The organism is Roseateles toxinivorans (assembly GCF_004362525.1).
GTDB classification, from domain to species: domain Bacteria; phylum Pseudomonadota; class Gammaproteobacteria; order Burkholderiales; family Burkholderiaceae_C; genus Paucibacter; species Paucibacter toxinivorans.
Genome location: NZ_SNXS01000006.1, coordinates 23,797 through 47,392 on the forward strand (window position 1 = coordinate 23,797; position 23,596 = coordinate 47,392).

The window sequence follows — 23,596 nt, forward strand, 5'->3', positions numbered from 1 at the left end:
AGTCAGACGCGGTCGATGATCTTCTCGCCGAAGAGGCCCTGGGGCCGCACGAGCAAGAACAACAAGGCCATCACATAGGCAAACCAGATCTCGATGCCGCCGCCCATATAGGGGCCGATATAGATCTCCGACAGCTTCTCGCCGACGCCGATGATCAGCCCGCCGATGATGGCGCCGGGCACCGAGGTCAGGCCACCGAGGATCACCACCGGCAGCGCCTTCAGGGCGACCAGCTGCAGCGAGAACTGCACGCCCAGCTTGCTGCCCCAGATGATGCCGGCTACCAGGGCCACGAGGCCCGCCACCGACCAGACGATGATCCAGATGCGGTTCAGCGGAATGCCGATCGACTGCGCGGCCTGGTGGTCGTCGGCCACCGCGCGCAGCGCGCGGCCGGTCGAGGTCTTCTGGAAGAACAGGGCCAGCGCGGCCACCAGGGCAGCGGCGATCAGCGCCGCATAGACGTCTTCCTTGTTCACCAGCACGCCGCCCTGGAACACACTTTCCAGCAGGAACACCGGGTCCTTGGGCATGCCGACATCGATCTTGTAGATGTCGCTGCCGAAGATCATCTGTCCGCTGCCGTCGAGGAAGTAGCTCGCGCCCAAGGTGGCCATCAGCAGCGTGATGCCCTCCTGGTTGACCAGCTTGCCCAGCACCCAGCGCTCCATCGCCCAGGCGACGATCATCATGCAGACGGCCGCCGCCGCGAAGGCCAGCACATTGGCCAGTATCTTGTTGTCGAAGCCCAGCCACTGCGGGATCCACTCCGAGAAGCGGGCCATCGCCAGCGCCGCGAACAGCACCATCGCTCCCTGGGCGAAATTGAACACGCCCGAGGCCTTGTAGATCAGCACAAAGCCCAGCGCGATCAGCGAATACAGCATGCCGGCCATCAGGCCGCCTATCAATGCTTCGAGAAAGAATGCCATGGTCGCGTCCTGTTCGTCCGTGGTTCAGTGCGTCGTGCCGAGATAGGCACTGATCACGTCTTCGTTGTTGCGCACCTCGTCGGGGGTGCCGTCGCCGATCTTCTTGCCGTAGTCCAGCACGACGACGCGGTCCGAGATGTCCATCACCACGCCCATGTCATGCTCGATCAGCACGATGGTGGTGCCGAACTCGTCATTGACGTCGAGGATGAAGCGGCTCATGTCCTGCTTCTCCTCCACATTCATGCCCGCCATCGGCTCGTCGAGCAAGAGCACGGTGGGCTCCATCGCCAGCGCGCGGCCCAGGTCCACCCGCTTTTGCAGGCCATAGGGCATCTTGCCGACGGCGGTCTTGCGATAGGGCTGGATCTCCAGGAAGTCGATGATGCGTTCGACGAACAGGCGCTGCTCGCTCTCCTCGCGCTGGGCGGCGCCGAAGCGCAGTGCCTGCTGGAAGATATTGCTCTTCATCTTCAGATTGCGGCCGGTCATGATGTTGTCCACCACGCTCATGCCCTTGAACAGCGCCAGGTTCTGGAAGGTGCGGGCCACGCCCATTTCGGCCACCTGGCGCGAGTTCATGTGGTGGAAGGTCTGGCCCTTGAAGGTGATGGCGCCTTCCTGCGGCTGGTAGACGCCGTTGATGCAGTTCAGCATCGAGCTCTTTCCCGCGCCGTTGGGGCCGATGATGGCCCGTATCTCATGCTCGCGCACATTGAAGCTGATGTCGGTCAGCGCCTTCACGCCACCGAAGCGCAGGCTGATGTTCTGCACATCGAGGATGACCTCGCCGATCTTCTTGCCGGCGGTCTTGGGTTCAGACATCAGGCGGCCCTCCGCGCAGGTGAAAACGTCTTTGTTCCGGCGTCACGTGCTTCGCACATGAGCCTGCTCTGAAATCTTTTCATCACGCCGCCCTCCGGGCTGGTGAAAAGACTTTCGTGTCGACGATCTTCAGATCGGCTGCCACCATGCCGGTGCGACCGTCCTCGAACTTCACCTGCGTCTCTATGTACTGGCTGGTCTTGCCGCCGTATAGCGCATCGACCAGCACCTGGTAGCGCTCGTTGATGAAGCCGCGCTTGACCTTGCGGGTGCGCGTCATCTCGCCGTCATCGGCATCCAGCTCCTTGTGCAGCACCAGGAAGCGGCTGATCTGGCTGCCGGCCAGCAGCTCGTCCTGCGCAAGATCGGCGTTGACCTTCTCTATGCACTCGCGAATCATCTCGTAGACCTCGGGCTTCTGCGCCAGATCGGTGTAGCCGGCATAGGGCAGGTTGCGCTTCTCGGCCCAGTTGCCCACCGCTTCCATGTCGATATTGATGAAGGCGCAGACCTTCTCGCGCTTGTCGCCGAAGGCCACCGCCTCCTTGATGAAGGGGAAGAACTTCAGCTTGTTCTCCACATACTTGGGCGCGAACATCGCGCCGTCGTTGGCGCCGCCCATGATGCGGCCCACATCCTTGGCGCGGTCTATGATCTTCAGATGGCCCGAGGCATCGATGAAGCCGGCGTCGCCGGTGTGATACCAGCCCTCGGCAGTCAGCACCTCGGCCGTGGCCTCGGGGTTCTTGTAGTACTCCTTCAGCAGGCCGGGCGACTTGACCAGAATCTCGCCGCTCGGGGCCAGCTTGACCTGCACGCCATCGATGGGCACGCCCACCGTGTCCGCGCGGGCCTCATGGTCAGGCTGCAGGCAGACGAACACGGCCGTCTCGGTCGAGCCATAGAGCTGCTTCAGATTGATGCCTATCGACCGGTAGAAGCTGAACAGATCCGGGCCTATGGCCTCGCCGGCCGTGTAGGCCACGCGCACGCGGCTCAGGCCCAGCGAGTTGCGCAGTGGGCCATAGATGCACAGCTGGCCCAGCGCGTAGTGCAGTCTGTCAAGACCCGACACCGGCTTGCCATCCATCTTGGCCGGCCCGACGCGTCGGGCCAGGTTCATGAAGTGGTGGAATAGCCACTTCTTGACCGCACCGGCATCCTCCATGCGGATCATCACCGTGGTCAGCAGGCCCTCGAAGATCCGCGGCGGCGCGAAGTAGTAGGTCGGGCCGATTTCCTTCAGGTCTATGGTCACCGTGCTGGCCGACTCGGGGCAGTTCACGACGTAGCCGCAGGCGATCCACTGCGCATAGCTGAAGATGTTCTGACCGATCCAGGCCGGCGGCAGATAGGCCAGCACCTCTTCGTCGCTGGACAGCTTGTCAAAGCGTGCACCGGCCTGGGCGCGGTCGATCAGGCTGTTGTGCGTGTGCACCACCCCCTTCGGGTTGCCGGTGGTGCCCGAGGTGAAGAACATCGCGGCGACATCGGCGCCTTCGCCCTTCTGCACCTCGGCGTCGAAGAAGCCGGGCTGCTGGGCCATGCGCTCGCGGCCACTGGCGATCAGATCGTCCAGCGAACTCAGGCCCGGCTCGTTGTAGTGGCGCAGGCCGCGCGGGTCGTCGAACCAGATGCGCCCCAGCTGCGGGCAGTGCTCGCGCAGCTCCAGCATCTTGTCGACCTGCTCCTGGTCTTCGACCACGGCAAAGGCGATGTCGGCATTATTGATCGGGAAGCGGAATTCGGCCGCCACCGCGTCCTGGTACAGCGGCACCGGAATCGCACCAAGCGACTGTGCCGCCAGCATCACGGCCGACAGGCGGGGCCGGTTGTCGCCCACCACCACGATGTGCTGGCCACGCTGGAGGCCGGCCTGGGCCAGGCCATGGGCCAGCGCGCGCACCAGATCGGCCAGCTGCGACCAGCTCAGGGCCTGCCAGATGCCGTATTCCTTTTCGCGCAGGGCCGGTGCGTCGGGACGCTGCGCCGCATGGGCCAGCAAGAGCCTTGGAAAGGTCGTTGACACGCTTGTTGTCTCCTGTCTGTCCGTAGCGCAACCTCAAAAGAAGTCGCAACCCGGGTTTCTGAGGGCTATGCTAGACCTGACTTTGACGTCAAGATGTCGTTACGACGACAATCCTAGGGGTATCACGGGGGCGTGCTTTCCCGGGGGTGGCGAGTAAGCCTCTTGTCAACTTTGAAGCGCCTGCCTGATGGACTCCACCGTTCCGATGAATGCATCGGCCCACCCGCCGCTGCGCCTGCGCGCCCGCGCCGCCACCGGCGACGAACTGGCGCAGATTCCCTGGCTGCCCTTGCTGGAACGCACACAGCGCGAGGCGGTGATCGCTCAGCTGCAAGTGGCCGATGCCGAAGTCGGCGAGCGGGTCTGCCGATTCGGCCGGCCTGCGACCTTCTGGTTCGGCGTCGTCGATGGTCTGCTGAAGATGAGCAATGACGACTCGGGCGGCACGGCCATCACCTTCACCGGCGTACCGCCGGGCGGCTGGTTCGGCGAGGGCACCCTGCTCAAGCGCGAGGTCTACCGCTACAACATCCAGGCGCTGCGGCGCAGCGTTGTGGCCGGCCTGCCGGTCGAGACCTTCCACTGGTTGCTGGAAAGCTCGATCCCGTTCAACCGCTTCGTGCTGAACCAGCTCAACGAGCGCCTGGGCCAGTTCATTGCCGCCCGCGAGATCGACCGCATGACCGACCCCGATCTGCGCGTGGCCCGCAACCTGGCCTCGCTGTTCCATCCGACGCTCTACCCCGGCGTCGGCAGCCTGCTGCGCATCACGCAGACCGAGCTGGGCTATCTGGTCGGCCTGTCACGCCAGCGCGTCAACCAGGCGCTGAAGACGCTGCAGGACCAGGGGCTGATTCGAATCGAGTACGGGGGCTTGCGGGTGCTGGATCTGGGAGGCTTGCGGCTGTTCCACACCGGTTGATCCGGCAGGCTCAGGCGTTGGAAATGCCCGCGGCCACATGCCCCGAGGGCACGTGGGCCGAGGCGCTCTCGATGTGCCCGGTCTGGTCATCAAAGAAGAAGTCCGGCTCGAACTCCCGCAGGAATTCGCCCTTGGCGAGGCCGCCCAGGAACATCGCCTCATCGACGTCGATGCTCCAGTTCATCAGGGTGCGGATCGCCCGCTCGTGAGCCGGGGCGCTGCGTGCCGTGACCAGGGCTGTGCGCACCTGCATACCCTGTGCCGGGGCCTGCTGCAAGCGATGCAGCGCCTCGAGCAACGGTTTGAAGGGCCCTGCCGGCAAAGGTGTGCCCGCCCGCAGTGTTTCATGCGCCTGGAACGCGTCCAGCCCATCGCTTTGATAGATGCGCTCGGCCTCATCGGAGAACAGCACCGCGTCGCCGTCAAAGGCAATGCGTACCTCAAGCGGATGCGCGTCCGAGGCATGGGCCGAATGCGGATAGACCCGCGCCGCCGGCACGCCGGCCATCAAGGCCTGACGCACATCGGCCTCGTTGACCGACAGGAACAGATTCGCCTTCAGCGGCGTCAGATAGCGCCAGGGTGGTGCGCCGCGCGTGAACACGCCCCGCTGCACCGCCAGCCCATAGTGACGTGCCGACCGGAACACGCGCATGCCCGAGACCGGGTCATTGCGTGACAGCACCACCACCTCGACCCGCTGTGCCTGGTCCGGTCCGTTGAAGGCCAGCAGCTTGTTGACCAGCGAAAACGCCACCCCCGGTCTGGCGGGCTGATCGAGCCGCGCCAGCTGCAGCTGCATATAGGCGCGGTCATCCTCGGCCTCGAAGAGCTGGTTCTCTTCCTCGAAGTCGAACAGTGCACGGGAGGAGATCGCGACGACCAGTTGGCCGGCAAGGGTGGCGGGCATCGGGGGATGATAGCGGGCGGGCGCCTTGTCCAGACCCGAAGCGGCGCCGCACCGGCAAGATGGCACCTCGACTCGTCAATAACCCGATGCCTGATCGTCGGTAATCCATGGCATTCTGGGGGCTAACGAAAAACAGGGCCATGCGCTACATCATCACTCTCATGCTTCTGTGTCTATCGCTCGGAGCTTGCGACCAGGACGCCGTGTTCAACAGGTTCATCCCTCAACCGGAGGCGGAAGAAGGCAAAGCAATCATCGCGCTGGTGGCGGCGCGTGACTTTTCCGCTGTTGAACAACGTGTGGAGCCCTTGCTGCGAGAACCGGCACTACGGTCGAAATTGCAGGACATTGCGAATCAATTTCCTGACGGTCAACCCAGGAGCATTTCGACCATCGGAGCGCACGTTCTCAAGTCCGCAACTGACGAGACCTACAACCTCACTTATGAGTACGAATTCCCGTCCGCTTGGGTCGTCGCGAATGTCGTGTTGCAGAGGAAAGCAGGCGAATTGCTGGTTGCCGGGCTCCAGGCCCAATCGCTCAGTCAATCACAAAGGGCGATGAATGCCTTTACTTTCAACGCCAAAGGTCCCATTCACTACATTTTCTTGATTCTGGCTTGTGCGGTTCCGGCACTCATCGTGGTTGCACTGGTCATTTGCATTCGGACACCGATCCCACGAAGAAAGTGGCTCTGGTGTCTTTTTATCGCGCTGGGCTTCATGCAGTTCACCCTGAATTGGACAACCGGACAATGGGGCGTTCAGCCGCTCAGTTTCATGCTGCTGGGCGCCGGCTTCAGCCAAGGGAGTCCGTACGGACCGCATATGCTGATGTTCTCTTTGCCTATTGGAGCAATCGTGTTTCTTCTTGGTCGAAGGTCGTTCCGTGCCAATGCCGCATAGCGCGGGTGTTGGCCTGACTCGTCCTGGCTGGCCACACCAGACACCAGTTCGACTCCGGGCCTTTCGTGTCCATCCACCTCTGGCCGCTCAGCTTCGATGTTCGGCCGAACGAATCAGCGGGGTCTTCTCATGTATCAGGGTTCTTGTTCGTACACGGCATGAGATGCTCGCCGCTATCGGGTGGGCCGATGTCAGAGAATGCGGCCCGACCGGCGCCCACGCCGAGCTACAACATGCGCCCGTCCCCGATCGCCTGCGTCGGGCGGGTCATGTCATCACCTAAGGAGACGGAAGTGTTCAAGAATGCGGCCTTGCTTTCCGCCGCGGCGCTGGTGTGCGCAGCGCCCTGCATCGCCAGCGACAGCGATGAGCCTTACTCCGTTTCAGTTTGGGCCCGCTTGCTGTTCGGACCCGACGGCAAGCCAGCCGAGTATGCGATCCTCGATGAGGACAAGTACCCCGCGAAGTTTGTGGAGAATGTAAAGGTCCGACTGGCACGGGCCGTCATTCCGCCCCCACACATCGACGGCATACCCACCACCCTCAGAACTGGCGTGGAGCTTCGTTTCACCGTGACGCGCACGGCGCAGGGCGGCAGTGTTCGAGTTGATGGAATCGCGATGGGCCCATTGCCTGTCAAGCAGTACTTCGCCAGCTACCCCAGGGACGTGGCCCGGTCCGGTGGCTGGCAAGGAGACGTCACCGGAGTCTGCACGGTGGGTGTCGACGGGCGCTGCCGGTCAATCGAGGTTGCCGCACTACCCGGCATACCTGAAAGCGTCCGCAAGTTCATGCGGGCAAGCCTTGAGGGCTGGGAGTTCGAGCCACAGCTGCTTGATGGCCAGCCCGTTGAGGGGCAATACACACTAAAGATGCGCCTGAACACCCTGGACGACGCTCCGGAGTACTTCCGGGAGGACAAGTTTCTTCGAGTACTTCGCAGTCGATAGCGAAGGCGCCCATCACCGCTCCACCAGGCTCGCCCATGACACCGTTTCTGAACCCCGGCGTCGAAGCCAAGTTCGCAGCCTATCCCCGGGCGGCCCAGAAGCGCTTGCTCGAGCTCCGGGAGTTGGTATTCGCGGTGGCAGAACGAACGCCTGGCGTGGGTGAACTTGAAGAGACGCTGAAGTGGGGTGAACCGGCCTACCACACCAGAAACGGTGCAGGTAGCACGGTCCGCATGGATTGGAAGCCCAGGCACCCGGATCAGTACGCGCTGTATTTCAACTGCCAGACCACGCTCGTCGAGACGTTCAGGACGATGTTTCCCAATGACTTTGTCTTTGAGGGCCGTCGAGCGCTGGTTCTGCCGGTCAACGGGGCCGCACCTCAGGACGCCCTGGCCCTGTGCATCGAGGCTTCGCTCACTTATCACGCTCGTAAACGGGCCGCCAAACACCGTGGTCAGCTCACAGTCGGCCCCTCAGGCCGCCCGTGACAAGCCCTGACACAGGATTCGAAGCGATGTTGGAATTTGCCGCTCTGCTTTTCGCGCTGATCGTCGTTGGCGTCAGCGCGTTTCAGGTGGCGCTTGCGATGGGCGCGCCCTGGGGCGAGTTCACGCTCGGTGGGCGGTGGAGGGGGCGCCTTCCGATGAAGGTCCGCGTTATTCCACTGGTTTCGCTACTGCTACTGCTTTGCTTTGGCGCGGTGATACTTGCCCGGGCAGGTTTTTTGGCTCCCTTTGTCCACCAACGCGCCCATTCGCTCGCCTGGGTTGTGGTGGGCTACTGTGCGCTTGGCACCATTGTCAATGCCATTACCCCGAGCAGGCGCGAGCGCAATCTCTGGCTTCCGGTGCTGTTTTGCATGTTGATCCTGAGCCTCGTTGTCGCAACATCCTGAATCGATGCAAGCTGGTGTTGTGGTAGCGTGGATGCACTTTTGAAGTGGGGCTGTTGGCGATGAAAAGGCTGGCATTTTCGCTGCTCGTGATGAGCGCGCCGGTATGGGCTGCCGACGTCAGTATGGCGTTTGGCGAGAAGATCCCGCCCTTCAGCTTTCCAGAGACGAGTTCCGGCATCGAGATCGAGATCATTGGCGAGGCCCTGGCCGTCAAGGGCCATGTGCTCAAGCCGCGTTACTTCCCGTTTGCGCGGGTGCCGCTGGCTTTCAAGGATGGCGTGGTGGATGCCGCCATGACCGACCTCGGGCAGGACCTGAGGGCTGCCGGCGCCCATTACGGCGATCCGGCCGTGCTCTATGACAATGTCTTTTTCACCCTGCGCAGTCGCGGTCTGCAGCTCAGAAAGCCAGCAGATCTGAATGGCCTGACCTTGGTGTCGTTCCAGGGGGCGGCCAACCGCTACCCGGAATGGCTGGGGCCGATGAAGAAGGCCGGGAACTATGTGGAGGTCAATGACCAGGCTGTTCAGGTCAAGATGCTGATGCTGGGGCGCATCGATGTCGTGCTCAGCGATCGCAGCATCTTCCGCTACTTCTCGCTCCAGCTCCAACGCAGCGGCGTCGCGCTTGAGGCCGTCGATGAACAGCCGTTCACGGCGGTGAATCCGCAGGACTACCGCCCGGTGTTCCGCAGCAAACAGGTGCGCGACGACTTCAATCAGGGCCTGTTGCAGATCCGCAAGAACGGCCGCTACAAGGCCATCTACGACAAGTACCTGCGGGAGTAGCCCGGCTGACCAGACCTACTTGACCCAGGTGTTGAGCTGGATGATGGGCAGCAGCACCGCCAGCACGATCAGCAGCACCACCCCGCCCATCGCCACGATCAGGATGGGCTCGAGCAAGGTGGCTGCCGCCATCGCGCGGCGCTGCACCTCGGTGCTGAGCTGTTTGGCGGCGCGCTCCAGCATCTGCGGCAGCTTGCCGGTCTGTTCGCCCAGGCGGGCGAACATGGCCAGGATGCCGGGGAAGCGCTTCTTGCCGGCCAGGGCCGAGCCCAGCGGAGCGCCTTCGCGGACCTGGGACAGGGCCTCCAGCGCGTCTGCACGCATCGCGCGGTTGGACAGCGTCTCGGCCGCGGCCTGCAGTGACTTGAGTATGGGCACGCCGGCGCCGGCCAGCATGGCCAGCGTGCCGGCAAAGCGCGAGGCGTTGTAGCCGCGGGCGAGCTTGCCGACCAGGGGCAGGGTCAGGGTGGCGGCGTCGAAGCGTTCGCGGAAGGCGTCGTTGCGCAGCATCCAGCTCAGCAGGCCGGTGCCAGCGATCAGCATCGCCACCACCAGCCAGCCCCATTGCCGCACAAAGGCGCTCAGGCCCAGCATCGCGATGGTCAGGGTCGGCAGCGTGCGCTTGCTGCTGGTGAAGACGGTGGCCACCTGGGGCACTACATAGGTGACCAGGAAGACAACGATGATGACGGCGATCAGCGACACGATGGCCGGGTAGGCCATCGCACCGATCAGCTTGGCGCGCAGGTTCTGGCGCTCTTCCAGGTCATCGGCCAGGCGCTCAAGGACCACGCCCAGGGCACCGCTCTGCTCGCCGGCGGCGACCACGGCGCGATAGACATCGTCGAACTCGCGCGGCGCGGTGGCGAGGGCGGCGGCAAAGCTGGCCCCGCCGTTGACCTCGCTCTTCAGCTGGGCGACCAGTTCGCGCTGCCTGGCGTCCTCGCTCTCGTCGGCCAGGGCCGTCAGTGCGCGTTCGATTGGCAGGCCGGCGCTGACCAGGCCGGCCAGCTGGCGTGTCCAGACGGCCAGCAGCGTGGAGTTGAAGGTGCGGCGCGCGAACAGCGAGGAGCGCGCGGCCATGCTGGCCTGCTGCACCGCCGCCACCGACAGCGGCACCAGGCCTTGGCCACGCAGCTGCGAGCGCGCGGCTCGCGGGTTGTCGGCCTCGACCAGACCGCTCGTCGTGCGGCCGGCGCTGTTCAGCGCTTCGTATTTGTAGGCAGGCATGGCCGTCTGTTCTGACCTACTCGCGGGTCACGCGCAAGACTTCTTCCGGCGAGGTGATGCCCTGCTGGACCAGGCGCTCGCCGTCGTCGCGCATGGAGCGCAGACCGGCGGCCTGGGCGGCCACATACAGCTCGCTCTCGGCCGCGCGGCCGTGTATCAATGCGCGGATCTTGTCGTCGGCGACCATCAGCTCATAGACACCGGTGCGGCCCTTGTAGCCGGTCTGGCTGCATTCGGGGCAGCCCACCGGCCGGTACAGGCCCTGCTCGTCGACGCGCTTGCAATGGGGGCAGAGCTTGCGCACCAGACGCTGGGCGAGCACACCGAGCAGGCTGGAGCTGAGCAGAAAGGGCTCGACGCCCATGTCGGTGAGCCGGGTCACCGCGCTGGGCGCGTCATTGGTGTGCAGGGTGGCCAGCACCAGGTGGCCGGTCAGCGAGGCCTGGATGGCGATCTGCGCGGTCTCGAAGTCGCGGATCTCGCCGATCATGATCACGTCCGGGTCCTGGCGCAGGATGGCGCGCAGGGCCTTGGCAAAGGTCAGGTCTATCTTCGGATTGACCTGGGTCTGGCCTATGCCCGGCAGCTCGTATTCGACCGGATCCTCGACCGTCAGCACATTGGTCGTGCTGGCGTCCACCCGCTCCAGCGAGGCATAGAGCGTCGTCGTCTTGCCCGAGCCGGTGGGACCGGTGACCAGCACGATGCCGTGGGGCTGCTGCACCAGGCGGTCGAAATTCGTCAGCACATCGCCGCTCATGCCCAGGCCCTCGAGCGTGAACTTCGATTCGCTCTTGTCCAAGAGGCGCAGCACGGCGCGCTCGCCATGCGAGGAGGGCAGGGTGGAGACGCGCACATCGATGGCACGCCCGCCGATGCGCAGCGAGATGCGGCCGTCCTGGGGCAGGCGCTTCTCGGCAATGTCCAGCTCGGCCATGATCTTCAGCCGCGAGATCAGCGCGGCGTGCAGGGCCTTGTTGGGCTGCACCACCTCGCGCAGCGTGCCGTCGACGCGGAAGCGCACCGAACTCGAACGCTCGTAGGGCTCGATGTGGATGTCGCTGGCGCCGTCCTTGGCGGCCTGGGTCAGCAGCGCATTGAGCATGCGGATGATGGGCGCGTCGTTCGCTGCCTCAAGCAGGTCTTCCACCGCCGGCAGCTCCTGCATCATGCGGCCCAGATCGACGGCGCTCTCGACCTCGCCAACCACCGCCGCGGCACTCGATTCGGAGCCCGCATAGGCGATGGCCAGGCGTTCGGTCAGCGCGGCCGCGTCCTGATACTCGAAGCGGTCGATGACGAACTGGCGCTGCACCTCGGACAGCGCGGCCAGGGTCACCTCGGAACTGGCCCACAGCACCAGTTCGCTGCCGTCGTCCTCCAGCAGCAGGGTGTTGGCCCGCGCGAACGCATAGGGCAGGGGGTGGCGTATGGCCATGGCGGGTCAGGGCTCGCGCTTGACGGGGGCAGGAGCTGGTGCCTGGGCGGGTGCCGTGCCCGGCGCCTGGGGCAGCACCGGCGCCTCGTTGATCGGCAGCAGGCGGCTGGGCTGAGGCTGGTTGGTCTGCTGCAGCGCGCGTATCGACTCGTAGCGGCTCAGGGTCAGCTCGTCGGCCGACTGCTGGGTGCGCATCACCACCGGGCGCAGGAACACCATCAAGTTGCTCTTCACCCGCTTGCGGTTCTCGCTGCGGAACAGATTGCCGACCAGCGGGATGCTGGACAGGCCCGGCACCCGGTCCTCGCCATCGGTGTATTCGTCCTTCAACAGACCGCCCAGCACCAGGATGGCGCCGTCGTCGACGACCACCGTCGTGTCGATCGAGCTCTTGTCGGTGGTCGGGCCGGCGCTGTTGGTGGCGCCGGGCACCACGGACGAGTTCTCCTGATAGACCGTCATGCGCACCGTGCCGCCCTCGCCGATCTGGCTTTTGATGCGCAGGGTCAGGCCGACGTCCTTGCGCTCTATGGTCTGGAAGGGGTTGGTCGCGCCGGTGGTGCCACCGGTGTTGGTGAAGGAGCCGGTGATGAAGGGCACGTTCTGGCCGATCACGATCTTCGCCTCTTCGTTGTCAAGCGCCACCAGATTCGGTGTTGACAGGATGTTGGCTCCGGTCTGGGATTCCAGGAAATTGGCCACCGCGCCCAGGGTGTAGAAGTCGCCCACCTTCTTCAGGATGCCGATGTTCAGGCCTCCGGGCGCGGCGCTGCCCAGCGCCGCAGCCACGCCGGCGCGGCCCTGGGCCACGGCCACCGTCTGATTCAGGATGTTGGCGTTGCCGCCGCCAAAATTCGTGCCGGCACCGACGATGCTGCTGTCACCCTTGTTGCCGAACAGGTTCTGCCACTGCACGCCGAAGGTCGCGGCCTTGTCGGCATTGACCTTGACGATCATCGACTCGACATAGACCTGCGCACGGCGGGCATCGAGCTGGTCGATGACGGCGCGCAGCTGCCGGTACATCGGCTCGGGCGCGGTGATGATCAGCGAGTTGGTGGACGGGTCGGCCTGCACGAAGCCGCCGGTCGACGGGCCTTGCGAGGCGCTCACCGGCGTGGTGGCCGCGCTGGCGCCGACACCCCCTGCGGTACTGTTGGCAGCACCGGTCAGCACCCCCGGCAGCACGCCGCCGGCCGCGCCCAGGCTGCCGCCGCTGCTGCCCCCCGAAGCGCCGCTGCCGCCGGCGCTGTAGGCGGCGCGCAGCACGGTGGCCAGCTTCACCGCATCGGCGTTCTTCAAGTAGACGACGCGGATGTTGCCGGCCGCGTCATCGCCCATCGGCCGGTCCAGCTTCTCGATGATGGCTCGGGTGGCGGCCAGCCGCGCCGGGTTGGGCGCGCGCAGGATCAGCGAGTTGCTTCGCGCATCGGCCAGCACGCTGACCGACGTGCCGATGGCGCCGGGCACGGCGGCCGCCGCACCGCCATCGGACAGCTTGAGCACCAGCGCCGCCAGGTCGGAGGCGATGGCGTGCTTCAGCGGCACCACCTCCATATCGGTGGCGCCAGGGTTGTCCATCGCCGCGACGATGCGTGCCAGGCGCTGCAGGTTCTCGGCGTAGTCGGTGATCACCAGGCTGTTATTGCCCGGGTTGGCATTGATGGTGTTGTTGGGGCTGATCAAGGGCCGCAGCACGGCCACCAGATTGTTGGCGTTCTCGTAGTTGAGCTTGAAGATCTGCGTGATGATCTGGTCACCGCGCTGAGCGCTGCTGCCACCGACCACGACCGAGCCCGCCTGCAGCTTGGCGTCGGCCTCGGGCACGACCTTCAGCAGTCCGGCGTTGTCCACCACGGTGAAGCCCAGGCCTCGCAGCGCGGCCAGGTAGTTCAGATAGGCCTCGCGCACCGTCAGCGGCTGCTCGCTGTACAGCGTGATGGTGCCCTTGACGCGCGGATCGACGATGAACTGCCGGTCCAGCATCACACCCATGGCGCGCGTCACCGCCTCGATGTCGGTGTTGACGAAGTTCAAGGTCATCGGCGTGGTCGACTTCAGCGCCGGGCTGTGCGGACGCGCCGCGCTGCTGCTCTTTCGGGCGTCGGTGGGTGGGGTCTGGGCCAGCGGGGCGGTGCTGTGGCACAGCAGCGCGGCCGCCACGGCCACGGGCCAGGCCCGGGCCAGCAGGCCTTGAGTGGGGCAGGTCGGGCAGTGTTTCATGCTCATCCAATCGAGATTACGGAGCGCGCGCCTTGGCGCCGTCCGATGATGTTCAGCAGGTTGTTGAGCGCGGCCTCGCGATCCGGTGCGGCATTGGCCTCACCCAGGAAGCGAGCCTTGCCAGCAGAGAAAGTGCCCTCGCCGCTGAGCAGCAGGGCGCCCTCCTGCGTGCTCAGCACCATGCGCGACACGCCGGCCCCGGCGCTGTCGCCAATGACCGAAAAACGATAGCTGCCCAGCGGGTCCACGGTGGACACGCGCGAGGACAGATTCAGAAAATCCAGGTCCAGCTGGCCGCTCTGGCGCCAACGGCCCTGGGCCCAGTCAATCTTCAGGTTCGTCGCCGACAGGCGCACCGAACCACCCAGCTGCAAGGTGTTCCAGGGTGTGCCCAGGCCGCTGAGCCAGGAGGCCGGCCAGCGTGCCACCCAGCCCTGGCTGCCCGCCGGCAGGCTGACACTGGCCGTGCCCAGGCCGGGCCTGAGCAGCAGCAGAACCTCGCCATTGAGGCAGCAGGCCTGGCGCAGGCGCAGTGCCAGCGCCGTGCCCGAGACACCCATATTCCACTCGATGCGACCCGGCAGCGCGCTGCTGTCGCGGCTGCCACGGCCGCCGGTCAGCACCAGCAGGGCGCTGCCCGACCAGATGCTGCCGCGGGTGTCGGCCAGCAAGAGATGGCCCTCGGTGGCCTCGTCCACGGTGCGGGCCAGCCAGGAGGCCGGCGCGAAGGCGACGAGGCAGATCAGGATGCCCAGCACCAGGCCGGCGATGCTCCAGCGCAACGGCGCGTTGTGCTTGCCGACCACACCCCACTCCATCTGGCGCGAATCGGCCCACATCGTGCTCGGCGGGCCGGACAAGGCATGGGGGTCACGCCGGAACGGCCAGGGCATCTTCCAGCGTGGGAGCCAGCGCCGTTTCGGCTTGATCGGGGTTCTGGGTCTCATGACGGCAAACCTCCCAGGCTCAGCACCACGGTGCCCGAATAGCCCTTGGGCCCGCGCTGCAACTGGGCCTGGACCGGCCGTGCGCGCGCTGCGCTGCGGGCTTCTCCTAGCCAGCTGCGCAATTGCTCGCTGCTGGCGTTGGTCAGGGTCAGCGTGGCGCGGTCGCCCTGTACCGTCAACTTCGCGGCCTCGCCCAGATGTTCGGTGGCGGCCTGCAGGGCCAGCGCCGCCTGCGCGCTGCTGACCGGCGCTACCGCGCGCAACTCGCGCGCCTCATTGGCCAGGCGCTGCATGTCCTGCAGCTGCGTATCAAGCCTGTCGATCTGCGGCGGAGCCTCGCGCAGGGTGCGCAAGGGCGAGGCCACGCCGATCTGCCAGACCAGCAGCAGCCCCAGCACGGCGGCGGCGATGCTCAGGCCCAGACGCTCGCGCTCGGCCAGCGCCTGCCATTGCTGGCGTGCCGGCGCGATCAGCTGCTGCCATTGCTGCTGCCAGCGCGGCGGCAGGGCGGTGGTGAAGAAACTGCTGCGCTTGGATGTCATGATTTGCCTCCGCCCGCTGCGGCGCCTTCGCGGCGCACGCGGCTGACGGTCATCCGGTTCTCGCTGACCTCCAGCTGCCAGCCCTCGCTGCGCAGGGCGCTGCGGAAGGCATCCACCTGGTCATTGCGCCAGCCTCCGGCCGACAGGGTCAGGCGGCCCGGTTCGAAGCGCAGGCTTTCCAGCGGGCCCATGTCGACCGGCCAGGCGGTGGCCGCAGCGCCGAGCAGCGACTCCAGGTCATCCTCGCCCGGACGGCCCGCGGCGATGCGCAGCAGGTCGGTCTCGCGCTCCATCTGCACACGGGCGTCGAGCACGGCGCGCACCTGCGGATGGGTGCTGCGCAGCACCTGCTCCGCCGCGGCCTTGCGGCTCTCTATGCCCTTGCGCTGATGCAGGGCCCAGAAGTTCAGGCCGATCAGGTGCACCGTGGCCAGGCCAAGCAGGCCCAGGCGCACCGGTCGCCAGGCGCGGCGCATATAGGTGCGGTAGGCCTGGCGGAAGGCGCGCACGCCGCGGGCGCGCGGGGCCAGGTCGAACTGGCGCAGATTCCAGGGGCTGTCCAGCGCGCCGAGACTGCGCAGCGTCGGCGTCAGCACCGCGACCTTGGTGCCCAGCCAGCGCTCGGCCGCGTCGGCCGCACCGGGGGTGGCCGTCCAGCGCGCGGCATGCACCGCGGCTTCCGGGAAAAGCTTGCGCACCAGCGTGCCGTCCAGACCCATAGGGGCGACGCCCTGCGGATGGCTCCAGCGCAGGCCCAGGCGCGGGTTGAGCCCGTCCTCGGCCGCTTCGATCTCGTAGAAATGCCCAACCGGCGGCGACTCGGGCCAGGCCATCGGCGCGACACGGTCGACAAAGACGTGGGCAGTTTCCAGCGCCGCCAGATGGTCAGCCAGCCAGGGCCTGCTCGTCACCACCACCCAGGACCGGTCACCGCCGGCGGCATCGGTCTCCAGCGCGAAGTGCAACTGCTCGGGGTCTTCCAGCAGCACCTCCTCGAGCATGCCGGCCAGCGCCGCGCGCATGCGGGCGCGCCCGGTCTTGGGCAGGGCCACCTGGTGCCAGCTGAGGTCGGACTCGGCCGGCACCGCAATCACCGTTTCGGCCCGCGGCAGGCGGTTGGCGGTGGCCCGCCCCTGGTCGATCACGGCCACGCCATCGGGCGTCAGCAGGTAGCTGTACTCGGTCGTCGCCTGCAGGTCGGCAGGCGCGTCGGCGCCCTGGGCGCGAAGACGCGCACGCGGGGGTAGCAGCAGGACCAGGGTGCTCATAGAGGGAATGGCATCTTATTCTAGAAGGCGGGTGCTGAGGAGTCTCGGGAAATCAAGGACTTAGATGCGGTAGTTGCAGCGTTGTCACAGCATTTGTGGGGCTTCATGGCGTTGGCGCCAGCAGGTTCTGGCGCTGTCGATACTTCACCACCATGTCCAGGCCAACGCGCTGCACCAGCGAGTGTTCCTCCAGCAGCCGGTCTTCCAGGCGCAGCCGGCCGCGGATCTCGAAGAAGTTGGAGCTGACGCTGGCGCGGTTGTCGGCTATCACGGCCGAGGCGGGCAGGAGAGAGCGCACGTCCTTCACGGCCTGGAAGAAGTTTCGCTTGCGCGCCTGCACCAGGCGCTGGGCGGTGGCCAGGTCCATGCCATCGAATACGGTGGCCAGCAGTTCGAGGCTGGCGGTGTTCAGGTTTAGCGGCGTGGCCACAGGAAGCAGGATGACGCGCGGGCGCAGCCGGTCGATATGGCTTGCGCTGATGCCCAGCCACCCGAGTTGGTCCAGGCTGGGCGGCATCAGCGGCGTGTTCTTCGACGGCTGGCCGGCCCCAGGCGCGCCAAGTGCCAGGCGCAGGGATTCGGCCAGCTGGGTGGCCACATCGACCGGCACGCCGACGCTGTCGCAAATGCGCTGCAGCGCGCGTAGCTCGTCCGGTGGCACGGTGATGCCGACGGTCAGATTGCGCAGGTTGTAGCGCGCCTGGGCGTCGTCTATCGATCCGGACAGGAAGGCCTCGGGCCCGTCCTCGCTGTTGTTGCTGCGGTCGGCGGCCAGAAAGGTCGACAGGCGGGCTTCGGCCAGCGGCACGGCCCAAACCTCGCCCAGATGGTCGACCGGCTGGTTCAGATTGGCGCGCGCGTCCTCGCGCAGTATCAGGCGCGCCCAGTCCAGCGCGCCCTGCAGTATCAGCGCCGCCTGGGTGCGGGCGCGTTCGGCGCCCTCGACCTGCACCGCGCGGTACTGCTGCCAGACCATGGCTGCGGCCAGGGTGCTGACCAGGGTGACGATGATCATCGCCGTCAGCAGTGCTGCGCCGCGCTCCCGGCGATGCCCATTCATGGCTGCGGCCCCAGCGCGACGGCGCGGTTCAGCGTGCCGCTCCAGCCGCTGGCCTCATCGAACTGCAGGGCCATCTTGACGGCGGTCGGCAGGGGGGGGCGAGTGCCTTGGTCTCCGGGGCCTGGCGGCGGGTCGCTGGCACCCGCACTGGGTGGCGTGGGTGCACTGCTGCCGGCGCCGCTGCTGGACTGCGCGTTGCTCCAGCTGTTGCCACGGTAGAAGTAGACCTGCCAGCCGCTCACACCCTCTAGCGCGCGCACCATGCCCGGCGCGTTGGCCTGCAGTTGCAGGCTGCGCATATAGGTCTCCCTCAGCTCCTCGGCGCTGGTCGTTACGGGTGACTCCCAGCGTGTCCAGGCATTGCCCATGCGCGACCAGACCACCACCTGCATGCCCTCGGCACGCAGCCGGGTGAGTTGCAGGCTGCCGCCCGTGAACTGCAGCGGTGGCACGGCACCGCTGACCTGCACCGCCAGCAGGTCCTGCTCCCACTGCGCCATCACCGTCTGCAGCCGCATCGTGCGCTCCAGATGGGCCTGGCTGATGTCGCGGGTGCGGATGATGGCGTCCAGGCCGCGCCAGGACATCATCGCCATCAGCGCCATGATCAGCAGTGCCACCAGCACCTCGACCAGGGTGAAGCCGCGGGCGCCGCGCCGGGTCTTGCTCATCGGTAGCGGGCCAGCACGGTGGACAGGGTGACCAGGGCGCGCTCGGCGGCCTCGTTGTCCGGGTCGAAGACGATGGCGTCGGCGCGGCGGAAGTTCGGGTTTGGCGTCGGCCGTATCACCAGCCGGGCCTTGAAGCTGCGGCCCAGCTGCTCGCAAGTGAAATCGGTGTCGCCGACGCCGGGCAGCTGGTCCGAGCGCTGCAGCTTCAGCTCGGTCAGCTGGTTGTCGGCGCACCACTGGGCCAGGCTGACCGCGGCCAGGCGTTCGGCATTGCCGGTCAGCGCACCGGCAGCCTTGATGCCGGCACCGAGCGTGATGGCGACGATGGTCAGCGCCACCAGCACCTCGATCAAGGTGAAGCCGCGGGCATGAATTCTCATGGCTGCGCCGCCTCGCGGTTGATGATGAACGGGCCCAGGCCATCGGTGGTCAGGGTCAGGGCTTGATCGGCCAGGCGCAGCACGATACGTTGCGCACCTATCATCGGCTCGGGGCCCAGCAACACGGCGCGCGCACCGACGATCTCGACTGCCGGGGCAATGTCGCCCAGCCAGCGCGTCGGCATGGCCAGTCGCTCGGGAAGGCCCTCGAAGCGGAACTGCGCGTCGGCCGCGCTGCCACCCGGCATGGACAGCGGCGCCCAGCGCACGGCCAAGCCTGAGGCCCGGGCCTCGGCACGGGCGCCCTCGAACAGGGCCACCAGCCGAGCGGACTCGCGCTCCAGCTGCGTCGCGGCCTGGTTGGGCAGGGCCAGGCTGGCCACGGCGGTGGCAATGGCGATCAATGCCACCACCACCAGCAATTCGATCAGCGTGAAGCCGGCGCTGGCCTGGGGGCGTGTCAATGTATGGCCAAGCTTATTGCCAGGAGCCAATGTCGGCGTTGTTGCCTTCGCCGCCGGGCTGGCCATCGGCCCCGAAGCTGTAGACATCGATCTCGCCTTTCACGCCCGGACTGACGAACTGGTAGGGCCGGCCCCAGGGGTCATTGGGCAGCTTCTCCAGATAGGGCTTCCAGTTCGGCGGGATCACGCCCGCCGTGGGCTTGCGCACCAGCGACTCCAGGCCCTGCTCGGCACTGGGGTAGCGCTGGTTGTCCAGCTTGTACAGCTTCATCGCCTGCATCAGATTGTTGACGTCGGTGCGGGCGGCGGTGACGCGGGCATCATCGGCGCGGTCAAGCACATTGGGCACCACCAGGGCGGCCAGCACACCGATGATGACCAGCACCACCAGCAGCTCGATCAGGGTGAAGCCGCGGTGCCGGGCATGGGGATTCAAGAGGGTGGGGCGGTCCATATCGAGTTCCTGGTCTTGAGGCGGTGCAAGCACCAAGTTGATCCTTGTACACGGCTTTGATTGCTGCCGTGTTTCGCCGCGTTCTTCGCCACGGTTGTGTGCATGGCTTGAATCATAATCGTGCCATGTACGCACGCTTCACCGCATTTGCTGTTTGGGCCCTGCTCGCGGGCAGCCTGGTGTTCTGGGCGCTGCAATTGGCGGTGAGCCCACTGCCGGCGCCGTCCCAGGTGCTGGCCGCCGCGGAAGGGGCTCCGGCACGGGTGGATCTGTCGCGGCTGCTGGGCAATAGCGCGGCCGGTGCGGCGGCCAATGCCGAGCCCGCGGCCGAAAGCCGTTTTCGCCTGCTGGGCCTGGTGGCACCCAAGAAGGACAGGGGCTCGGGCGAAGGGGTGGCGTTGATTGCGGTCGATGGCAATCCCCCCAAGCCGGTCCGGGTGGGCGCCGCGGTGGATGGCGAGGTGCTATTGCTGAGCCTTGATGCCACCAGCGTTGCTCTCGGGACCAGGGGCGCAGCCGAATCGTCCCGCATGGTCCTGCGGTTGCCGCCGCCGACCGTGGCCGTCAACGCGCCCATAGGCTCAAACCCGCCACCCGGGGCGGGCAACAGCCCGGCGACCAGTTCCAAGCCCGGTGCGGCGCCCGAAGGCGGTCTTGTTTCAGGCGTGCCCATGGGCATGCCGGGCAATGTGCCCTACCGCGTCGGGGGCGTAGCGGCGATCCCGATCACGCCGGGGATGAACCCGGTGCCCCAAGCGAATGCCGCACCCGATGCGCCAGTCATGCCCCAGTTGCCACTGCGGCCGGGCGGCGAGCCTCAGCGCTGAGGCGCGTCGTTCCAGTCGGCCGGCTTCGAGGGCGTGGGGTCGTCGGCGTCGGTGACGTCGGCCAGCAGCGCGGCGGCGCTGCGTATCAGCGGCCAGGCCAGGGTCGCCCCGGTGCCGTCGGCGCTCTGCATGCCCAGCTCCAGCAGGGCCGAGGCGTGGAACAGGGCCATCGCTTCGTCCAGCCCGCGGTGCGAATGGCTGCGACAGAACACCGCATAGTCGGTCACCGGCGAGGCGATTGCCGCCGCCACCTTCAGCGCTGCACAGGCGGCCATGCCGTCCACGACTATCAGCTGCCGCTTGCTCGCAGCGACCAGCATCAGGCCGACCATCATCGCGATCTCGAAGCCGCCAAAGGCGGCCAGCACCTCGATCGGGTCTGTGGTGTCGCGGTGCCGGCCCTGTGCACCCTGCAATATGACCAGCAGATGGGCGAGGTCGTCCTGGCGCATGTCCGGCCCCGAAACCACCAGATCTCGCACCGGGCAGTCGCCCAGCCTTGACAGCACCAGGGCCGCGCTCTCGTGCGAGCCCACGCCCATGCCGGCGCAGGCGACCAGATTGCCCTGCAGGGTATCGGCGATTTCCATGCCGGCGCGGATGGCGGCATTGGCCTGCTCCATCGACATCGCCGGGCCGACGCGAGCATTGCGCGTGCCGTGGGCGATCTTGCGCGCCAGCAGCTTGGGGTGGCGCTCCATCGGGTCGGCCAGGCCGGCGTCGACGACGGTCAGCTGCAGTCCCTGCATGCGGGCGAATACGGAGACCGGCAGCTGGCCGTTGAGCAATTGCTGCACCCTCAGGCCGCTGCTGGCGCCGCGCATCGCGCCAATGCCATCAACGGCCATGCCATGGTCGGCCGCAAAGATGACGACCTGCGGGTTGCGAAAGCGCGGTTTCAAGGTGTCCTGCACCAGGCCCAGGCGTATCGCCAGCGGTTCCAGCTCCCCCATGCTGCCCACCGTCTCAGCCCGGTACTCCAAGGTCACGCGCAGCGCCCGATCCAGGGTCGGGTTGGCGGTCGGCGAGATCGGGGTGGCGTTGGCGGACATGGGCGGGCTGCGGTCGGGCGGTTTTCGATTGTGCGGCCTGCCGCCCGCGCCGGGCATCGGTTAATCCCCTGTTCTCCAGTCAGTTGAGGACAGAGCTCGCCGAGTACGGCAAGGTCTATCCCCAAGGCCTTACCTCAGGAACAGTCGATAGGCCGGGTTGTCGGTTTCGTCGATGCAGGGGTAGTTCAAGGTTGCCAGGAAGTCCTTGAAGGCCTTCTTGTCCCCTTTGGCGACCTGGATGCCGACCAGGATGCGGCCATAGTCGGCACCCTGGTTGCGGTAGTGGAACAGGCTGATGTTCCAGTCCGGATGCATGCTGGACAGGAACCGCATCAGCGCGCCGGGCCGTTCCGGGAAAACAAAGCGGTAAAGGCGCTCATCCTTGGCCAGTTCGGAGCGGCCGCCAACCATATGGCGCACATGCTCCTTGGCCATCTCGTTGTCGGTCAGGTCGAGCGCGCCAAAGCCCTGCTTGGTGAAGCTGCGGGCGATCTTGGCCGATTCACCCCGGTCATGGGTCGACAGGCCGACGAAGACATGGGCCTCCTTGGCGTCGGAGATGCGGTAGTTGAACTCGGTCACGCTGCGCGGGCCGATCAGCGCGCAGAAGCGTTTGAAGCTGCCGCGCTCTTCGGGGATGGTGAAGGCAAACAGGGCCTCGCGCTGCTCGCCGACCTCGGCCCGCTCGGCGACAAAGCGCAGGCGATCGAAGTTCATATTGGCGCCACAGGTCACGGCGACAAAGGTCTTGCCCTTGAGCTTGTGGGCGGCCACATACTGCTTGATGGCGGCCACGCCCATCGCCCCCGAGGGCTCAAGTATGCTGCGCGTGTCCTCGAACACATCCTTGATCGCGGCGCAGACGGCGTCGGTGTCCACGACCACGTAGTCGTCCACCAAGGCCCTGGTGATGCGGAAGGTCTCTTCGCCAACCAGCTTGACCGCCGTGCCGTCGGCGAACAGGCCCACGTCATTGAGCTGCACCCGTTTCTTGGACTTGACCGAGCGCAGCATCGCGTCGGAATCGATCGTCTGCACGCCGATGACCTTGATCTCGGGCCGCACCGCCTTGATGTAGGCGGCCACGCCGGAGATCAGGCCGCCGCCGCCTATGGCCACGAACACCGCGTCAATGGGGCCCTGGTGCTGGCGCAATATCTCCATCGCCACCGTGCCCTGGCCGGCGATCACATCGGGGTCATCGAAGGGGTGCACAAAGCACAGGCCCTCGGCCTTCTCAATCACCAGCGCATGCAGATAGGCATCGGAATAGCTGTCGCCGACCAGCACGACCTCGCCACCCAGCGCCTTGACCGCATTGATCTTGACCTGCGGTGTCGTCACCGGCATCACGATCACGGCGCGGCAGCCCAGCTTCTTGGCCGACAGGGCCACGCCTTGCGCATGGTTGCCGGCCGAGGCGCAGATCACGCCCTTGTCGAGCTGCTCGCGGCTCAGGTGCGCCATCTTGTTGTAGGCACCGCGCAGCTTGAAGCTGAACACCGGCTGGGTGTCCTCGCGCTTGAGCAGCACATGGTTGGCGATGCGACGCGAAAGGTTCTTGGCCGGCTCCAGGGCGCTTTCGATCGCCACGTCATAGACCTTGGCATTCAGAATGCGCTGCAGATAGCCATCATCGGCGGGCGTCAGGGCCGGCTGGGTGGGCGTCTGGGGCTTGCGACGGGCGCGGGGCGAGCCAAGCATGTACGGTCTCCTGTGCGGTTCTATTGCAGCGCAGCATGATAAGCGCTGCCTCTGAAAACCCGAGCAGGCATAAAAAAACCCAGAGCCGTGAGGCTCTGGGTTGAATCCACCCTAGAGGCGGTGGAGGAGACAACCGGTGCCAGGCACCTTATGCCCGGCTTGGGGCTAGTTTAGCGG

Annotated in this window: 24 protein-coding genes; 7 read left to right on the forward strand and 17 right to left on the reverse strand. The window is 66.2% G+C overall.

Annotated elements, in window-relative coordinates; translation table 11 throughout:
- Window positions 1–2: 2 nt before the first annotated feature.
- The 3 genes from DES47_RS21195 to DES47_RS21205 all read right to left on the reverse strand — a co-directional run bounded on the left by DES47_RS21195 (window position 3) and on the right by DES47_RS21205 (window position 3,786).
- Complete coding sequence (locus DES47_RS21195; RefSeq protein WP_133702761.1) at window positions 3–932, reverse strand: branched-chain amino acid ABC transporter permease; 930 nt, start codon at window positions 930–932, stop codon at window positions 3–5.
- Window positions 933–956: 24 nt separating this feature from the next.
- Window positions 957–1,757, reverse strand: a complete 801-nt coding sequence (locus tag DES47_RS21200) for an ABC transporter ATP-binding protein (protein WP_133702762.1) — start codon at window positions 1,755–1,757, stop codon at window positions 957–959.
- Window positions 1,758–1,839: 82 nt separating this feature from the next.
- Complete coding sequence (locus DES47_RS21205; protein WP_133702763.1) at window positions 1,840–3,786, reverse strand: AMP-dependent synthetase/ligase; 1,947 nt, start codon at window positions 3,784–3,786, stop codon at window positions 1,840–1,842.
- Window positions 3,787–3,973: 187 nt separating this feature from the next.
- Here DES47_RS21205 and DES47_RS21210 point away from each other — a divergent pair, with 187 nt between their 5' ends.
- A complete protein-coding gene (locus tag DES47_RS21210; RefSeq protein ID WP_133702764.1) occupies window positions 3,974–4,708 on the forward strand; it encodes a Crp/Fnr family transcriptional regulator in 735 nt (244 codons plus the stop codon).
- A 10-nt stretch (window positions 4,709–4,718) separates the two neighbouring features.
- Here DES47_RS21210 and DES47_RS21215 read toward each other — a convergent pair whose 3' ends face one another.
- Window positions 4,719–5,618 (reverse strand): 5'-nucleotidase, encoded by a 900-nt coding sequence (locus DES47_RS21215; protein ID WP_133702765.1) that lies wholly within the window; start codon window positions 5,616–5,618, stop codon window positions 4,719–4,721.
- Between the two features lie 140 nt (window positions 5,619–5,758).
- Between DES47_RS21215 and DES47_RS21220 the strand changes: the two genes are divergently transcribed.
- From DES47_RS21220 to DES47_RS21240, 5 genes are all read left to right on the forward strand, one after another.
- Window positions 5,759–6,523, forward strand: a complete 765-nt coding sequence (locus DES47_RS21220) for a hypothetical protein (RefSeq protein ID WP_133702766.1) — start codon at window positions 5,759–5,761, stop codon at window positions 6,521–6,523.
- 293 nt (window positions 6,524–6,816) lie between these two features.
- Window positions 6,817–7,473 carry an energy transducer TonB gene (locus DES47_RS21225; RefSeq protein ID WP_166652112.1) on the forward strand — a complete coding sequence of 219 codons (657 nt, stop codon included), beginning with the start codon at window positions 6,817–6,819 and terminating at the stop codon, window positions 7,471–7,473.
- A 35-nt stretch (window positions 7,474–7,508) separates the two neighbouring features.
- Window positions 7,509–7,964 (forward strand): DUF1801 domain-containing protein, encoded by a 456-nt coding sequence (locus DES47_RS21230; protein ID WP_133702768.1) that lies wholly within the window; start codon window positions 7,509–7,511, stop codon window positions 7,962–7,964.
- Between the two features lie 26 nt (window positions 7,965–7,990).
- Window positions 7,991–8,371: a hypothetical protein gene (locus tag DES47_RS21235; protein WP_133702769.1), complete on the forward strand. Its 381-nt coding sequence runs from the start codon at window positions 7,991–7,993 to the stop codon at window positions 8,369–8,371.
- A 59-nt stretch (window positions 8,372–8,430) separates the two neighbouring features.
- The gene (locus tag DES47_RS21240) at window positions 8,431–9,159 is read left to right on the forward strand and encodes a substrate-binding periplasmic protein (RefSeq protein WP_208115079.1); all 729 of its coding nucleotides are present in this window, start codon (window positions 8,431–8,433) and stop codon (window positions 9,157–9,159) included.
- 15 nt (window positions 9,160–9,174) lie between these two features.
- On the opposite strand, the gene gspF is transcribed toward DES47_RS21240, so the two are convergent.
- The 11 genes from gspF to gspG all read right to left on the reverse strand — a co-directional run bounded on the left by gspF (window position 9,175) and on the right by gspG (window position 19,836).
- Window positions 9,175–10,389, reverse strand: coding sequence for a type II secretion system inner membrane protein GspF (gene gspF / locus DES47_RS21245; protein ID WP_133702770.1), 1,215 nt, complete (start codon window positions 10,387–10,389; stop codon window positions 9,175–9,177).
- Window positions 10,390–10,405: 16 nt separating this feature from the next.
- The gene (gene gspE / locus DES47_RS21250) at window positions 10,406–11,827 is read right to left on the reverse strand and encodes a type II secretion system ATPase GspE (protein WP_133702771.1); all 1,422 of its coding nucleotides are present in this window, start codon (window positions 11,825–11,827) and stop codon (window positions 10,406–10,408) included.
- A gap of 6 nt (window positions 11,828–11,833) precedes the next feature.
- Complete coding sequence (gene gspD, locus DES47_RS21255; protein WP_133702772.1) at window positions 11,834–14,050, reverse strand: type II secretion system secretin GspD; 2,217 nt, start codon at window positions 14,048–14,050, stop codon at window positions 11,834–11,836.
- Between the two features lie 2 nt (window positions 14,051–14,052).
- Complete coding sequence (gspN, locus tag DES47_RS21260; RefSeq protein WP_243748416.1) at window positions 14,053–14,997, reverse strand: type II secretion system protein N; 945 nt, start codon at window positions 14,995–14,997, stop codon at window positions 14,053–14,055.
- Entirely contained in the window at window positions 14,994–15,539 is a 546-nt protein-coding gene (gspM, locus tag DES47_RS21265; RefSeq protein WP_133702773.1) for a type II secretion system protein GspM, read from the reverse strand. Before gspM ends, gspN begins: the two co-directional genes overlap by 4 nt.
- On the reverse strand, window positions 15,536–16,807 hold the full coding sequence (gene gspL, locus DES47_RS21270) for a type II secretion system protein GspL (RefSeq protein ID WP_133702774.1): 1,272 nt from the start codon (window positions 16,805–16,807) through the stop codon (window positions 15,536–15,538). Before gspL ends, gspM begins: the two co-directional genes overlap by 4 nt.
- A 103-nt stretch (window positions 16,808–16,910) precedes the next feature.
- Window positions 16,911–17,867: a type II secretion system minor pseudopilin GspK gene (gene gspK / locus DES47_RS21275; RefSeq protein WP_133702775.1), complete on the reverse strand. Its 957-nt coding sequence runs from the start codon at window positions 17,865–17,867 to the stop codon at window positions 16,911–16,913.
- Window positions 17,864–18,538: a prepilin-type N-terminal cleavage/methylation domain-containing protein gene (locus DES47_RS21280; protein ID WP_133702776.1), complete on the reverse strand. Its 675-nt coding sequence runs from the start codon at window positions 18,536–18,538 to the stop codon at window positions 17,864–17,866. Before DES47_RS21280 ends, gspK begins: the two co-directional genes overlap by 4 nt.
- Window positions 18,535–18,918, reverse strand: coding sequence for a type II secretion system minor pseudopilin GspI (gene gspI / locus DES47_RS21285; RefSeq protein ID WP_133702777.1), 384 nt, complete (start codon window positions 18,916–18,918; stop codon window positions 18,535–18,537). Before gspI ends, DES47_RS21280 begins: the two co-directional genes overlap by 4 nt.
- Window positions 18,915–19,382, reverse strand: coding sequence for a pilus assembly FimT family protein (locus DES47_RS21290; protein ID WP_243748417.1), 468 nt, complete (start codon window positions 19,380–19,382; stop codon window positions 18,915–18,917). Before DES47_RS21290 ends, gspI begins: the two co-directional genes overlap by 4 nt.
- Before the next feature lie 13 nt (window positions 19,383–19,395).
- Window positions 19,396–19,836 (reverse strand): type II secretion system major pseudopilin GspG, encoded by a 441-nt coding sequence (gene gspG / locus DES47_RS21295; RefSeq protein WP_133702778.1) that lies wholly within the window; start codon window positions 19,834–19,836, stop codon window positions 19,396–19,398.
- A gap of 125 nt (window positions 19,837–19,961) precedes the next feature.
- On the opposite strand from gspG, the gene DES47_RS21300 reads away from it, so the two are divergent.
- Window positions 19,962–20,663: a hypothetical protein gene (locus DES47_RS21300; RefSeq protein WP_133702779.1), complete on the forward strand. Its 702-nt coding sequence runs from the start codon at window positions 19,962–19,964 to the stop codon at window positions 20,661–20,663.
- Here the strand turns inward: DES47_RS21300 and DES47_RS21305 are convergent.
- Complete coding sequence (locus DES47_RS21305) at window positions 20,654–21,715, reverse strand: nicotinate-nucleotide--dimethylbenzimidazole phosphoribosyltransferase (protein ID WP_133702780.1); 1,062 nt, start codon at window positions 21,713–21,715, stop codon at window positions 20,654–20,656. The two genes, DES47_RS21300 and DES47_RS21305, sit on opposite strands and share 10 nt — an antisense overlap.
- 129 nt (window positions 21,716–21,844) lie before the next feature.
- Window positions 21,845–23,419, reverse strand: a complete 1,575-nt coding sequence (gene ilvA, locus DES47_RS21310; protein ID WP_133702781.1) for a threonine ammonia-lyase, biosynthetic — start codon at window positions 23,417–23,419, stop codon at window positions 21,845–21,847.
- Window positions 23,420–23,596 lie beyond the last annotated feature (177 nt).